This window comes from Streptomyces sp. NPDC055254 (assembly GCF_053606025.1).
The window spans coordinates 62,202-75,680 of the sequence record NZ_JBSGQV010000019.1 but is presented as its reverse complement, the minus strand read 5'-3'; the positions used below and the strand labels follow the sequence as shown (position 1 = coordinate 75,680).

At 72.6% G+C, this 13,479-nt stretch carries 13 protein-coding genes; 8 read left to right on the top strand and 5 right to left on the bottom strand.

Features of this window, described 5'->3' with window-relative positions:
* The first annotated feature begins 21 nt into the window (after nt 1-21).
* From ACWFQ8_RS19670 to ACWFQ8_RS19645, 6 genes are all read left to right on the top strand, one after another.
* The gene (locus ACWFQ8_RS19670; protein ID WP_453787519.1) at nt 22-1,116 is read left to right on the top strand and encodes a carbohydrate kinase family protein; all 1,095 of its coding nucleotides are present in this window, start codon (nt 22-24) and stop codon (nt 1,114-1,116) included.
* A gap of 186 nt (nt 1,117-1,302) precedes the next feature.
* On the top strand, nt 1,303-3,438 hold the full coding sequence (locus ACWFQ8_RS19665) for a PhoH family protein (RefSeq protein ID WP_453787518.1): 2,136 nt from the start codon (nt 1,303-1,305) through the stop codon (nt 3,436-3,438).
* 13 nt (nt 3,439-3,451) lie between these two features.
* Nucleotides 3,452-3,949, top strand: coding sequence for an rRNA maturation RNase YbeY (gene ybeY / locus ACWFQ8_RS19660; protein WP_453787517.1), 498 nt, complete (start codon nt 3,452-3,454; stop codon nt 3,947-3,949).
* Complete coding sequence (locus ACWFQ8_RS19655; protein WP_453787516.1) at nt 3,946-5,250, top strand: hemolysin family protein; 1,305 nt, start codon at nt 3,946-3,948, stop codon at nt 5,248-5,250. The genes ybeY and ACWFQ8_RS19655 overlap by 4 nt, the downstream gene beginning before the upstream one ends.
* The gene (locus ACWFQ8_RS19650; RefSeq protein ID WP_453787515.1) at nt 5,247-5,609 is read left to right on the top strand and encodes an MmcQ/YjbR family DNA-binding protein; all 363 of its coding nucleotides are present in this window, start codon (nt 5,247-5,249) and stop codon (nt 5,607-5,609) included. Before ACWFQ8_RS19655 ends, ACWFQ8_RS19650 begins: the two co-directional genes overlap by 4 nt.
* Nucleotides 5,610-5,710: 101 nt before the next feature.
* On the top strand, nt 5,711-6,067 hold the full coding sequence (locus ACWFQ8_RS19645; protein ID WP_453787514.1) for a cytidine deaminase: 357 nt from the start codon (nt 5,711-5,713) through the stop codon (nt 6,065-6,067).
* A gap of 234 nt (nt 6,068-6,301) precedes the next feature.
* Here ACWFQ8_RS19645 and ACWFQ8_RS19640 read toward each other — a convergent pair whose 3' ends face one another.
* Nucleotides 6,302-7,636: an MFS transporter gene (locus tag ACWFQ8_RS19640; protein WP_453787513.1), complete on the bottom strand. Its 1,335-nt coding sequence runs from the start codon at nt 7,634-7,636 to the stop codon at nt 6,302-6,304.
* Between the two features lie 71 nt (nt 7,637-7,707).
* On the opposite strand from ACWFQ8_RS19640, the gene ACWFQ8_RS19635 reads away from it, so the two are divergent.
* Nucleotides 7,708-8,703, top strand: a complete 996-nt coding sequence (locus ACWFQ8_RS19635) for a GlxA family transcriptional regulator (RefSeq protein ID WP_453787512.1) — start codon at nt 7,708-7,710, stop codon at nt 8,701-8,703.
* Nucleotides 8,704-9,091: 388 nt separating this feature from the next.
* Nucleotides 9,092-10,042, top strand: coding sequence for a GTPase Era (gene era, locus ACWFQ8_RS19630; RefSeq protein WP_453787558.1), 951 nt, complete (start codon nt 9,092-9,094; stop codon nt 10,040-10,042).
* Nucleotides 10,043-10,082: 40 nt separating this feature from the next.
* Here the strand turns inward: era and ACWFQ8_RS19625 are convergent, their stop codons facing one another.
* The 4 genes from ACWFQ8_RS19625 to ACWFQ8_RS19610 all read right to left on the bottom strand — a co-directional run bounded on the left by ACWFQ8_RS19625 (nt 10,083) and on the right by ACWFQ8_RS19610 (nt 13,118).
* Nucleotides 10,083-10,769: an SAM-dependent methyltransferase gene (locus tag ACWFQ8_RS19625; protein WP_453787511.1), complete on the bottom strand. Its 687-nt coding sequence runs from the start codon at nt 10,767-10,769 to the stop codon at nt 10,083-10,085.
* A gap of 99 nt (nt 10,770-10,868) precedes the next feature.
* Entirely contained in the window at nt 10,869-11,690 is an 822-nt protein-coding gene (locus ACWFQ8_RS19620; protein WP_453787510.1) for a GNAT family N-acetyltransferase, read from the bottom strand.
* Between the two features lie 75 nt (nt 11,691-11,765).
* Complete coding sequence (locus ACWFQ8_RS19615) at nt 11,766-12,035, bottom strand: protealysin inhibitor emfourin (protein WP_453787509.1); 270 nt, start codon at nt 12,033-12,035, stop codon at nt 11,766-11,768.
* Between the two features lie 9 nt (nt 12,036-12,044).
* Entirely contained in the window at nt 12,045-13,118 is a 1,074-nt protein-coding gene (locus ACWFQ8_RS19610) for a M4 family metallopeptidase (RefSeq protein WP_453787508.1), read from the bottom strand.
* Nucleotides 13,119-13,479 lie beyond the last annotated feature (361 nt).

Genomic DNA, 13,479 nt, shown 5'->3' with positions numbered 1-13,479 from the left:
TTCAAGAACGGGGAGTACACCGTGACCAGTCGGGACGGCCTCGACAGCCGCTCAGCAGTGGACCCGCTCGGGCCGGTGCGGGATCCCGAGGAACCGGGCTGTGACGTCTTCCTGACCGGAACGGTCTTCCTCGACATCATCTTCACCGGCCTCGACTCGGCTCCCGTGCGCGGTACGGAGTCCTGGGCGCGCGGCATGGGATCCAGCCCCGGCGGGGTGGCCAACATGGCCACCGCGCTGGCCCGGCTCGGCCTGCGCACCTCGCTCGCCGCGGCCTTCGGGGACGACCACTACGGCGAGTACTGCTGGGACGCCCTCGAACAGGGCGAGGGCATCGACCTGTCGATGTCCCGCACGGTCCCGGGCTGGCACAGCCCCGTCACCGTCTCCATGGCCTACGAGGGCGAGCGCACGATGGTCTCGCACGGCCACGAGGCCCCGCCGCCGGCGGGCCCCGGACCGTTCCCGCAGTGCCCGCCGCGGGCCCGGGCGGCCGTGGCCTCGCTGGGACCGGGCCGGGGCGAGGACTGGGTCGGCGCGGCCGCGCGGCGCGGCTCGCGGGTCTTCGCGGACGTCGGGTGGGACGAGAGCGGCCGCTGGGACCTGGGCGCCCTGGGCGACCTGGAGCACTGCGAGGCCTTCCTGCCGAACGCGGGCGAGGCCATGCGCTACACCCGGACCGACTGCCCGCTCGCGGCCGCCCGGGCACTGGCGGAGAAGGTGCCGATCGCGGTGGTGACGATGGGGCCCGAGGGCTCGTACGCGGTGGACGGGCGGACCGGCGAGACGGCGCGGGTCCCGGGAATCACGGTGGACGCGCTGGATCCGACCGGGGCGGGCGACGTGTACGTGGCCGGCTTCGTCACCGGAACCCTGGCGGGCTGGCCGCTGGCCGACCGGCTCGCCTTCGCCGGCCTGACGGCGGCGCTCTCGGTCCAGGAGTTCGGCGGTTCGCTGTCCGCCCCCGGCTGGCCGGAGGTGGCCCACTGGTGGCGAGCCGCCCCGGACGAGCTGCGCGGCCGCTACGGCTTCCTGGACGACCTGATCCCGCCCGGCTCCACCCCCGCCGCGCGCCGCCGGGCGGTGCCGACCATCGGATTCCGGTACCCGGTGTAGTGGCGCGCCGACGCGTGGGTGCCGCCACCTCGGGGGGACCGCCGGTGCCGGGCCGGGCGCGGGACCCGTCCGGGCCCGTAAAACCTCTCGGGGAAGCCGCTGCGGAGACGTACGCTTGGTAGTCCGGAGGTCGTCGATCGGCGCGGCCCCTCAGCGGGAGGTATGCGCAGGCCACAGTGCCGGCCCATGACTCAGACACCGACAGCCCACATCCCCGCGCCGGGGCAGGCGCGAGCCCACTTCACCGTACCGGCCACGCACCCGATGGTGACCGTACTCGGCTCGGGTGACGCCCTGTTGCGCGTGATCGAGAAGGCCTTCCCGAAGGCCGACATCCATGTTCGGGGCAATCAGGTCAGCGCGATCGGCGAAGCGGCGGAAGTCGCCCTGATCCAGCGCCTGTTCGACGAGATGATGCTGGTGCTCCGCACCGGGCAGCCGATGACGGAGGACGCAGTGGAACGCTCCATCGCCATGCTCAAGGCGAGCGGCAACGGCAACGCGAACGGCGACGGGCCGCAGGAGACCCCGGCCGAGGTCCTCACCCAGAACATCCTCTCCAGCCGGGGCCGGACCATCCGTCCCAAGACCCTGAACCAGAAGCGCTACGTCGACGCGATCGACAAGAACACGATCGTCTTCGGCATCGGCCCCGCCGGTACGGGCAAGACCTACCTGGCCATGGCCAAGGCGGTGCAGGCCCTGCAGTCCAAGCAGGTCAGCCGGATCATCCTGACCCGGCCCGCCGTCGAGGCGGGGGAGCGGCTCGGATTCCTCCCGGGCACCCTCTTCGACAAGATCGACCCGTACCTGCGCCCGCTCTACGACGCGCTGCACGACATGATCGACCCGGATTCCATCCCGCGCCTCATGGCCGCCGGGACCATCGAGGTGGCCCCGCTGGCCTACATGCGCGGCCGCAGCCAGCCGATCTTCACGAACGTGCTGACGCCGGACGGGTGGCGGCCCATCGGCGATCTCCGCGTCGGGGACCTCGTGATCGGGTCGAACGGCGAGCCGACGCCGGTCCTGGGCGTGTACCCCCAGGGCGAGAGGGACATCTACCGCGTCACCGCCCAGGACGGTTCCTGGACCCTGTGCTGCGGTGAGCACCTGTGGACGGTCCGTGCGGCATCGGACGGGCGCGGCGACGAGCCGTGGCGGGTCCTTGAGACGAAGGACATGATCGGCAACCTCCGGGCGGCGCACGCCCGCCGGTACGAGCTGCCGCTGCTGACCGCTCCGGTCGCCTTCCCCGAGCGAGAGGTCCCCATGGACCCGTACGCGCTGGGTCTGCTGCTGGGCGACGGGTGCCTCACCGGATCCACCACGGCGTCCTTCGCCACGGAGGACGAGGAGCTCGTCCGCTCCCTGCGGGCGCTGCTTCCCGGCATCACGGTCCGGCACAGCGGTGGTCCCGACCACGTGCTCGACCGGGCGACGGCCCCCGCAGACGTGGTCACGCTGGAGGACCCCGTCACCGGGGCCATGCGCGAACTGGATCCGCACCGCGGTCGGTCGCACTCCGAGTCCGTCCCGGACGACTACCTCTTCAACACGGCTGAGGTCCGTCTGGCGGTGCTCCAGGGGCTGCTCGACTCGGACGGCGAACCGGTCGCTCAGCGGGACCGCACCTGCCGGATCCAGTACTCCACCGCGTCGATCGTCCTGCGGGACGACGTGATCGCCCTGGTGCAGTCGCTCGGCGGCGTGGCCTCCACCCGGCGTCGCGCGGCCGAGGGGCGCCGGCAGGACACTGCCCCGGCCGCCCCCCGGTACGACACGCACGTGGTCGACATCCGTCTGCCCGAGGGCATCGAGCCCTTCCGCCTCACCCGCAAGCGGGACGCGTACCACGCGGCCGGCGGCGACGGGCGCCCGATGCGCTTCATCGATTCCATCGAGCCGGCAGGCCGGGAGGAAGCCGTCTGCATCCAGGTCGCGGCCGAGGACTCCCTCTACGTCACCCAGGATCACCTGCTGACGCACAACACCCTCAACGAGGCGTTCGTCGTCCTCGACGAGGCGCAGAACACGAGCCCGGAGCAGATGAAGATGTTCCTGACCCGGCTCGGCTTCGACTCGAAGATCGTCATCACCGGTGACGTCACCCAGGTCGACCTGCCGAACGGCACCAAGTCCGGGCTGCGCCAGGTCCAGGAGATCCTCGACGGGGTCCCGGACGTCCACTTCTCGCGGCTCACGTCCGAGGATGTCGTCCGGCACAAGCTGGTCGGCCGTATCGTCGACGCGTACGAGAAGTACGACAGCCGGCAGGCCCCGGACGCCCGTGGCGGCCGGGGCGGCCAACACGGGAAGTAGAACTCAGCGCACCATGTCGATCGACGTCAACAACGAGTCCGGAACCGAGGTCGACGAGCAGGCGATCCTCGACATCGCCCGCTACGCGCTCACCCGGATGAGGATCCACCCGCTCTCCGAGCTCTCCGTCATCGTCATCGACGAGGCGGCGATGGAGCAGCTCCACATCCAGTGGATGGACCTGCCCGGCCCCACCGACGTCATGTCCTTCCCGATGGACGAGCTCCGTCCGCCGACGAAGGACGAGGAGGAGCCCCCGCAGGGTCTCCTCGGCGACATCGTGCTCTGTCCCGAGGTCGCGAAGAAGCAGGGCGAGGACGCGCCGACGCAGCACTCCATGGACGAGGAGCTCCAGCTCCTGACCGTCCACGGGGTGCTGCACCTGCTCGGCTACGACCACGAGGAGCCGGACGAGAAGGCCGAGATGTTCGGCCTCCAGGCGGCCATCGTCGACGGCTGGCGCGGCGAGCGCGGCATGACCGGTCCGTCACCGGCCCCGACCGTCTCGTGAACGCCCCGCAACTGATCACCGGTGCGGTCCTGCTCGTGGTGGTGGCATGGTTCGCGGCCTGCGCCGAGTCCGGGATCGCCCGCATCTCGGGCTTCCGCGCCGAGCAGGCGGTGCGCGAGGGCAGGCGCGGCAGCGACAAGCTGCTCCAGGTGGCCTCCGACCCCACCCGCTACCTCAACGTGGCGCTGCTGGTCCGGGTCACCTGCGAGATGGCGGCGGGGGTGCTCGTCACGTACATGTGCCTCGACGAGTTCGGCGAGAACTGGACCGCGCTGCTCGTGGCCATCGCCGTGATGGTGCTCGTCTCCTTCGTCGCCGTCGGCGTGTCCCCCCGTACGATCGGCCGCCAGCACCCGCTGAACACCGCGACGGCGGCGGCGTACGTCCTCGTCCCCCTCGCCCGGGTGATGGGGCCGATCCCGCAGCTGCTGATCCTCATCGGCAACGCGCTCACGCCCGGGAAGGGCTTCCGCAAGGGGCCCTTCGCCTCCGAGGCGGAGCTGCGCGCGATGGTGGACCTGGCGGAGAAGGAATCGCTGATCGAGGACGACGAGCGCCGGATGGTGCACCAGGTCTTCGAGCTCGGCGACACGCTGGTGCGCGAGGTGATGGTGCCGCGGACCGACCTGATCTGCATCGAGCGGTACAAGACGGCCCGGCAGGCGACCACGCTCGCGCTGCGGTCCGGGTTCTCGCGCATTCCCGTGACCGGGGAGAACGAGGACGACATCGTCGGCATCGTGTACTTGAAGGACCTGGTCCGCAAGACCCACATCAGCCGGGAGGCGGAGTCCGACCTCGTGTCGACGGCGATGCGGCCGGCCGTCTTCGTGCCCGACACGAAGAACGCGGGCGATCTGCTGCGCGAGATGCAGCAGGTGCGCAACCACGTGGCCGTCGTCATCGACGAGTACGGCGGCACGGCCGGGATCGTCACCATCGAGGACATCCTGGAGGAGATCGTCGGTGAGATCACCGACGAGTACGACCGGGAGATCGCGCCGGTGGAGGAGCTGGGCGGGGACCGCTACCGGGTGACGGCACGTCTCGACATCACCGACCTGGGTGAGCTGTTCAAGGTCGAGGCCTTCGACGACGAGGACGTCGAGACCGTCGGCGGCCTCCTGGCGAAGGCGCTGGGCCGGGTCCCGATCGCGGGCGCCTCGGCAGTGGTGGACCTGCCGGACGGGCGGCCGCTGCGACTGACGGCCGAGTCCCCGGCGGGGCGGCGGAACAAGATCGTGACGGTGCTGGTGGAGCCGGTCGCGGTGGCGGAGACAGCGGGAGAGGAGGGCGAATGACGCCGGCGGAACTGCGGGACCTGTGCTTGGACTTCAACGCGGCGGTGGAGGAGTTCCCCTTCACCCCGGAGACCTCGGTGTTCAAGGTGCTGGGCAAGGTGTTCGCGCTGGTGGCCCTGGAGGCGGAGCCGTTGAAGGTCAACCTCAAGTGCGATCCGGAGCAGGCGGTGCGGTTGCGAGCCGAGCACGAGGCGGTCGTCCCGGGCTACCACATGAACAAACGGCACTGGAACACCGTGACCGTCGGCGGCCCGGGCGCCCTGCCGGAGGGGCTGGTGCGGGAGCTGGTGGAGGACTCGTACGACCTGGTCGTGGCGGGACTGCCGAAGGCGGAACGGCTGCGGCTCGACCGGGCGTGACGGGCGGCGCCGGTGCCGGTGCGGGTGACGTGCGGTGCGGTGGAGGTGCCCCGGCGGGGTCGTTGCACGGCCCCGCCGGGGCGCTCCCTATGCTTCCGTCCATGACCGACAGCACCGGGATCGACCCCGAGGACAGCAAGATCATCACGCTGGCGCGCAGCGCCCGGGCCCGTAACGGCGTGCCCGAGGGGGCGGCGGTGCGGGACGAGACGGGCCGCACCTACGTCGCCGGCACGGTGGAGCTCGACTCGCTCCGGCTGAGCGCGCTGCGGACCGCCGTCGCCATGGCGGTGGCGAGCGGGGCCCGCTCGCTGGAGGCCGCCGCCGTCGTCAGCGCGGCGGACGCCCCGGCCGAGGCCGACCGCGCGGCCGTCCGCGACCTCGGCGGCCCGGACACCCCCATCCTGCTGGCCGCCCCGGACGGCACCCTCAAGTCCACCACCCCGGCAGGCCCGTAACCCCGGCACCCGATCCTCACCCCGTCCCTCAGGGGCGCGAGCCGGAAACCGGGGCCGGGCCGGGAGCCCGGGCCCGACCCGGAGCCGGCCGGGGGCCGAGTCCGGAACCGGAGTCGACCCGGGGCCCGCCTGGAACCGGAGCCGACCCCGGGCCCGCCTGGAACCGGAGTTGACCCGGGGCCCGCCTGCTATCGGAGTCGACCGCGGGGCTCGGCCGGTGGCCGAGCAGGAGCTTCACACCGGGGCGGGGCCGGGAGGCCGGGGCCCGGGGTGAGGCTCGGGGGCCGCCGGAGGCTGGTGGCGGCGGATGACCATCGACATCAGCGCCGCCACCGCGCACAGCGCGCCCGACGCGTACCAGACGACGTCGTACGAGCCGAAGACGTCCCGCGCCACGCCCCCGAGGAAGGCCACCACCGCCGCGCCGATCTGGTGCGAGGCCAGGACCCAGCCGAACACGATCGCGCTGTCGTCCCCGTAGTGCTCGCGGCACAGGGCGATCGTCGGCGGGACCGTCGCCACCCAGTCCAGGCCGTAGAAGACGATGAAGAAGATCAGCGGCGGCCGCACCGACGGTGCCAGCAGCATCGGCAGGAAGAGCAGCGAGATCCCGCGCAGGGCGTAGTAGACCGCCAGGAGCCGCCGGGCCTCGAAACGGTCCGTGAACCAGCCCGAGGCGATCGTGCCGACGACGTCGAAGACGCCGATCACGGCCAGGAGCCCGGCGGCCGCCGTCACCGGCATGCCGTGGTCGTGGGCGGACGGCACGAAGTGGGTCCTGATGAGGCCGTTCGTCGAGGCTCCGCAGATCGCGAAGGTGCCCGCCAGCAGCCAGAACGGGCCGGTCCGGGCCGCCTTGAACAGGACCGCCACCGCCCGCCGCGCCGCACCGGGGACGGGCGCGGGCTTCTGCGCGTAGTCGCCGCCGTACGGGGCGAGCCCCACGTCCGCCGGATGGTCGCGCAGCAGCAGCCAGACGAAGGGGACGACGGCCAGCGCGGACAGCGCCACGGTCACGGTCGCCGGGCGCCAGCCGTGGTCCTCCACCAACCAGGCCAGCAGCGGCAGGAAGACCAGCTGCCCCGAGGCGCCGGCGGCGGTCAGGATGCCGGTGACCAGCCCGCGCCGGGCGACGAACCAGCGGTTGGTCACCGTCGCCGCGAAGGCCAGGGCCATCGAGCCGCTGCCGAGGCCGACAAGCACGCCCCAGAACAGGATCAGCTGCCAGGCGGCGGTCATCCACACCGTGGCCAACGCACCGCCCGCTATGACCAGCAGGGCCGTCGCGACGACCCGGCGGATGCCGAAGCGGTCCATCATCGCGGCGGCGAACGGCGCGGTGAGCCCGTACAGCGCGAGGTTGACCGAGACGGCGAGGCCGATGGTGCCGCGCGACCACGCGAACTCCGTGTGCAGCGGCTCGACGAGCAGTCCGGGCAGGGAGGCGAAGCCGGCGGCGCCGATGATCGTCACGAAGGCGACGACCGCGACGAACCAGGCGCGGTGAATCCGTCCGGCCGGCCGGGGGGCGGGCGGCGAAGAAGTGGTGAGGGGGGCTGTCTGCGTCACGCAGACAGCTTCCGGTGCCCGGGACCCGACGAGAAAGTGGCCTGACTGTCATCGTTCGCTACGATCGGGCCATGGACGCGAAGCCGCCGCACCACGTCGCCGTGCTCGCCCTCGCCGGGCTGCTGCCCTTCGAGCTCGGCATCCCGCACCGCATCTTCGGCAAGGCCGCGGACCCGGCCGGACAGCCCCTCTACACGATCTCGACCTGCGGCCTCGCCCCCGGCCTGGTGCGCACCGAATCCGACTTCGCGATCGCCGTGGAGCACGGCCCCGAACTGCTGGCCACCGCCGACACCGTGGTGGTCCCCGCCTCGCACGAGCTCGGTCCCGTGTACGAGGAGGGCCGGCTCACGCCGGAGCTCGCCGAGGCCCTCGCGCACATCCGCCCCGGGACCCGGCTGGTCTCCATCTGCACCGGTGCCTACGTCCTGGCCGCCGCCGGGTACCTGGACGGCCGTCCGGCCACCACCCACTGGGCCTCCGCCGAACACTTCCAGCGGCTCTTCCCGGCCGTACGGGTGGACGCCGACGTGCTCTACACCGACGACGGGGACGTCCTGACCTCGGCCGGGGTCGCCGCCGGCATCGACCTGTGCCTGCACATCGTGCGCGCCGACCACGGCGCCGCCGTCGCCAACGACGTGGCCCGGCGCACCGTCGTACCGCCGTACCGGGACGGCGGGCAGGCGCAGTTCATCGAGCGCCCGATGCCGCAGCCGCAGCTCGCCAGTACCACCGCGGCCCGCGCGTGGGTGCTGGACCGGCTGCACGAGCCACTGCGGCTGACGGACATGGCCCGCCAGGAGGCCATGTCGGTACGGACCTTCACGCGCCGCTTCCGCGAGGAGTCGGGGGTCAGCCCGGGCCAGTGGATCGTGGGCCAGCGGGTGGAGCGGGCGCGGCGGCTGCTGGAGCGGACGGACCTGCCGATCGAGCAGGTGGCACGGGAGGCGGGCTTCGGCACGGCCCAGTCGCTGCGCAAGCACGTGCAGGCGGCGCTCGGCGTCAGCCCGACCGCCTACCGGCGCACGTTCCGGGCAGGGGCGGAGACCCCGACGTCCGAGTAGACCCGGACGCCCGAGCGGGAGGAGGAGACCTGGACGCCCGGGCCGCACGAGGAGACGCGGGCTCCCGACGAGAGGCGGGCTTCGGGCGATACGCGGGCTCCGGGCGAGACCCGGGCTCACCGGACTGCCGGCCGAACTGCTCCCGGACGCGGGCTCACCGGACCGCCGGCCGAACTGCTCCCGGGGGCGGGAAGTCCGCCTCAGCGCCCGCTGGGACGGTGCGTTCGCGGCGGAACGACCCGAGGTGACGGTACGCGCCCGGGCGGACGGAACCACAGCTCAGAGCGGTGCCGCCGACGCCGCGCGCCCCCTGCTGCCCACCGTCCTCGCGGCCGGTCCCGCCCTCGTCGCCGCGGCCTGGTCGGCGCTGGGAGCCGCATCGGGGAGAATGGCCCGTATGAGCGATCGTTCCCCCGAGTCCACCGTCCCGCACCGTGCGGGCTTCGCCTGCTTCGTCGGCCGCCCCAACGCGGGGAAGTCGACCCTCACCAACGCACTCGTGGGTACCAAGGTCGCGATCACCTCCAACCGGCCGCAGACCACCCGCCACACCGTCCGCGGCATCGTGCACCGCCCCGACGCGCAGCTCGTCCTCGTCGACACGCCCGGCCTGCACAAGCCGCGGACGCTGCTCGGCGAGCGCCTCAACGACGTCGTACGGACCACCTGGGCCGAGGTCGACGTGATCGGCTTCTGCCTGCCCGCCGACCAGAAGCTCGGCCCCGGCGACAAGTTCATCGTCAAGGAGCTCGCGGGGATCAAGAAGACCCCCAAGATCGCCATCATCACCAAGACCGACCTGGTCGAGTCCAAGGCGCTGGCCGAACAGCTCCTCGCCGTGCACCAGCTCGGCGCCGAGCTGGGCTTCGAGTGGGCCGAGATCGTCCCCGTCTCGGCCGTCGGCGACAGCCAGGTCCAGCTGCTGGCCGACCTGATCGCGCCGCTGCTGCCGGAGAGCCCGCCGCTGTACCCCGAGGGCGACCTGACCGACGAGCCCGAGATGGTGATGGTCGCGGAACTGATCCGCGAGGCCGCGCTGGAAGGCGTACGGGACGAGCTGCCGCACTCCATCGCCGTGGTCGTCGAGGAGATGATCCCGCGCGAGAACCGCCCGGCCGACCGGCCGCTGCTCGACATCCACGCCAACGTGTACATCGAGCGGCCGAGTCAGAAGGGCATCATCATCGGCCCGAAGGGCGCCCGCCTGAAGGAGGTCGGGATGAAGTCGCGCAAGCACATCGAGGCGCTGCTCGGGACCCCGGTCTTCCTCGACCTGCACGTGAAGGTCGCCAAGGACTGGCAGCGGGACCCCAAGCAGCTTCGCAAGCTCGGCTTCTGACCCCTGCCGGCGGCGGGATGGCCGGCCCCCGGCCGGCCGGTCAGGGCAGGCGCCGGACCTTCACCACGTTGTCGGGGCGGGTCCCGGCGCTGCCGTCGGGCGCCTTCATGGTCTGTACGTGTTCCTCCGCGAGCAGGACCTCCCAGCCGCCCTCCGGGAGCTCCAGCTGGTCCAGGACCTCTTGGGGCGTGGGCAGCGCGATCCCCGGGTGGTGCTCGTCCGGGGCCCATGAGGGGCTGCCCGCGTGGCCGACCACCAGGAGGATCCCGCCGGGGGCCACGGCCGCGGCGGCCGTGCGCAGGACCCGGGGCCGCGGGAACTCGCCGTAGGTGTGCAGGAAGCAGGCCGAGACGAGGTCGAACTCCCCGTCGGGGAAGGACTCCGTGAAGTCGTGCCGCTGCCACTCCACGCGGTCGGTGACACCGGCCTCCGCGGCGTGCTCGGCCGCCCGCCCCAGTGCCACCCCCGAGATGTCGGTCCCGGTGACCCGCCAGCCCATCCGGGCCAGCCACACCGCGTCGGCCCCCTCGCCGCAGCCGAGGTCGAGGGCCCGGCCGGGGGTGAGCCCCTGGACCTCCCGCACCAGGACGGCGTTGGCGTTGCCGCTCCAGATGCGGTCGCTCTCGCGGTAGCGGTCGTCCCAGAAGTCCTCGCCCCCGACGGGCCGGCCGTCAAGGGCGTCGTCGTGCGCGTCGTGGGTGTCGTGGGTGTGCGCGTGCTCGGTCACGGCGGCCTCTTCTCTGTCTGCGTGCCTGTGCGACCGATGCTCCGCCGGGGCAGTCGGGGAGGCAAACATCCTTGCCGTTCCGGCAAATCCTTCGGCGGGTCAGGCGGCCGGCGGCTCCGCGATCAGGGCCGTCGCCACCCGGCGGAAGCCGATACGGGCGTAGACGCGCGCCACGTCCTCGTCGCCGGCCGAGAGGAAGACCGTACGGATCCCGCTCTCCCGGGCCCGCGCGACCAGAGCCGCCGTCACCCCGAGGGCCAGGCCCCGGCGCCGCGCCGCGGGCAGGGTGGCGACAGCCACCACCTCGGCGACGTCGTCAACCGGGTTGTACTGCCCCGAGCACAGCACCACGCCGTCCCGCGCGGCCGCCGCCATGACGGTGCGGCCCGATGCCAGCATCGCGGACACCCGCTCGCGGCGGGCCGCGGCGTCGGGCTCCGCCGTCGCCGCCGCCAGCTCGGCGGGGCCCGCTTCGCCCACCCCCGTCCCGGGGTCCGCGAAGGCGAGCACCGGGACCGTCGCCGCGGCCGCCAGCAGCGGGTCGTCCGCGCCGAGCAGGCGCACCTCCGGGAGGGCGGGGACCACCACCGCGGCCGGGTCCAGGACCATCAGGGGATGCGCGTGGACGTGCAGTCCCGCCGCCTGCGCGGCGGTCCGGAGGGAGGGGCTGGTCTCGGCCACCCACTCGAAGGCCTCGGGGACCCCCAACTCGCGCTGACGGGCCCGGACCCGCTCCACGTCGGCAGGCGTGGCGCCGGCGCCGCCGAGGGCGGGCCGCGCGTAGTACGGCCAGCCGTCGCCCTCCTGGACGAACAGGGTCAGCGGGCCGAAGTCCTCGGCCCGCGCCCCGCCCACGCGCGGCACCGCGTCGTAGTACCGCTCGATCTCGGACAGCGTCGTTTCGATCATTTGGTCGGACATCCGGCCATCCAAGCAAAAGGCCGCCGCCCGGGCACCCCGATATCGAGGCGCTCGGGAGCGGGCCCTCGGGCGCCCTCAGGCACCCTCCTTCAGCACGCGCGAGATCAGGGCCCGCTGCGCCTCCGTCAGGTGCGGCTCCCGGCAGGCCACCGTCCGCTCGTCCACCGTGATCCGGTACGAGAACCCGTCCCGTACCCGGTCCGCCGGATCCTGTGGCGGACCCGGCCGCAGGGCCCGTCGCACCAGGGCCTGCCATTCGTCCTCGTCCGCCCGACCCGAGGTGTCCACCTCCGCCCGCCGCTCGATGCCCGCGAAGCCGCCCGTCCGCACCACCTGAATACGCATGGGAGCCGTCTACCCCACGAGCGGGACGCCCACCGCGGACCACGCCTTCTGGAGCGCCCGGTGCTCCGCGCCGCCGTCCCCGTACCGGGCGACGGCCGCCGCCGCCGACAGCCGCGCGAAGTCCCGGAAGTCCGCGTCCGGGGTCAGCCCGCCGCCCGTCAGGGTGTCGTACCAGACCTGACCGGCCCGCTCCCAGGCCTTGCCGCCCAGTTCGGTCGCGACGATGTAGAAGGCGTGGTTCGGGATGCCGGAGTTGATGTGCACCCCGCCGTTGTCCCGCCGGGTCTCCACGTAGTCGTCCATCGTTCCCGGCTGCGGGTCCTTGCCCAGCTCGTCGTCGTCGTACGCCGTCCCGGGCGCCTTCATGGAGCGCAGCGCCACCCCGGTCACGTTCGGCCCGAGCAGCCCGGCGCCGATCAGCCAGTCGGCCTCCTCCGCCGTCTGCTCCAGGGTGTACTGCTTGATCAGCGAGCCGAAGACGTCCGACATGGACTCGTTGAGGGCGCCGGACTGCCCGTAGTAGTCCAGGTTCGCCGTGTACTGGGTCACGCCGTGGGCCAGCTCGTGCCCGATGACGTCCACCGCGACGGTGAAGTCGAGGAAGAGGTCCCCGTCGCCGTCGCCGAAGACCATCTGCCGGCCGTCCCAGAAGGCGTTGTTGTACTCCTCGCCGTAGTGGACGGTCGCGTCGAGCGGCAGGCCCGCATCGTCGATCGAGCGCCGCCCGAAGGCCTGGAGGAACAGCTCGTACGTCGCCCCGAGCCCCGCGTACGCGCGGTTGACGGTGGCGTCCTTGCCCGCCGGGTCGCCCTCGCCGCGCACCTTCTTCCCCGGCAGCCGGGTGAGGTGCTGGGCGTCGTAGAGGGTCCGCTCCGGCCCGTCGGGGACGGGTGCGCCCAGGGTGGGCGCGACCGCCCGCACGGTGGTCACCCGGCGCCGGGTGCGCAGCAGGGAGTCGCGTTCCAGGGTGCGCTGCGCGAGGTCGGCGCGCCGGGAGTCGCCGGACCGGGCCGCCTTGTCGAGCAGGTGCGGGGGCACCACGGTGCAGAAGACGGGGTGGCGGGGGGAGAGGGAGGCATCCATGACCGGCAATGTGGCAGTGAGTCACGTTCCTGTCACTAGCTGCGACCATGATTCATTCGCTCGTCTGACGGTACGGACGCCAGATTGACAGTTCGCGCGGACCTCTCGGACAAAAAAGAAGCTTGGCTTACATTTGATGCAATTCGGACACGAGGGTCTTGCATACTGAAACAGACCCTCGCGTCACGGCGCGGCTCGGCTAGGCTCGGTCCATCATGCGTTTCGGGCTGCTTCTCCTTAGCCGCCGCGGCGAGGGTCTGTAGTCGTAGGCCGACCCCCTCCCCGCGGAGTTCGGTGTGCGGTTCTCACGACCGCGGTCGGCCGTCCCAGCGAACTACACGCGGACACGCGAGGAGCCCAA

Bases quoted from the DNA above. Each gene is read 5' to 3' on its own strand.
- ybeY (WP_453787517.1), top strand. From the start codon at position 3,452: ATGTCGATCGACGTCAACAACGAGTCCGGAACCGAGGTCGACGAGCAG.
- ACWFQ8_RS19645 (WP_453787514.1), top strand. From the start codon at position 5,711: ATGACCGACAGCACCGGGATCGACCCCGAGGACAGCAAGATCATCACG.
- ACWFQ8_RS19650 (WP_453787515.1), top strand. From the start codon at position 5,247: ATGACGCCGGCGGAACTGCGGGACCTGTGCTTGGACTTCAACGCGGCG.
- ACWFQ8_RS19665 (WP_453787518.1), top strand. From the start codon at position 1,303: ATGACTCAGACACCGACAGCCCACATCCCCGCGCCGGGGCAGGCGCGA.
- ACWFQ8_RS19610 (WP_453787508.1), bottom strand. From the start codon at position 13,118: ATGGATGCCTCCCTCTCCCCCCGCCACCCCGTCTTCTGCACCGTGGTG.
- ACWFQ8_RS19635 (WP_453787512.1), top strand. From the start codon at position 7,708: ATGGACGCGAAGCCGCCGCACCACGTCGCCGTGCTCGCCCTCGCCGGG.
- era (WP_453787558.1), top strand. From the start codon at position 9,092: ATGGCCCGTATGAGCGATCGTTCCCCCGAGTCCACCGTCCCGCACCGT.
- ACWFQ8_RS19615 (WP_453787509.1), bottom strand. From the start codon at position 12,035: ATGCGTATTCAGGTGGTGCGGACGGGCGGCTTCGCGGGCATCGAGCGG.
- ACWFQ8_RS19620 (WP_453787510.1), bottom strand. From the start codon at position 11,690: ATGTCCGACCAAATGATCGAAACGACGCTGTCCGAGATCGAGCGGTAC.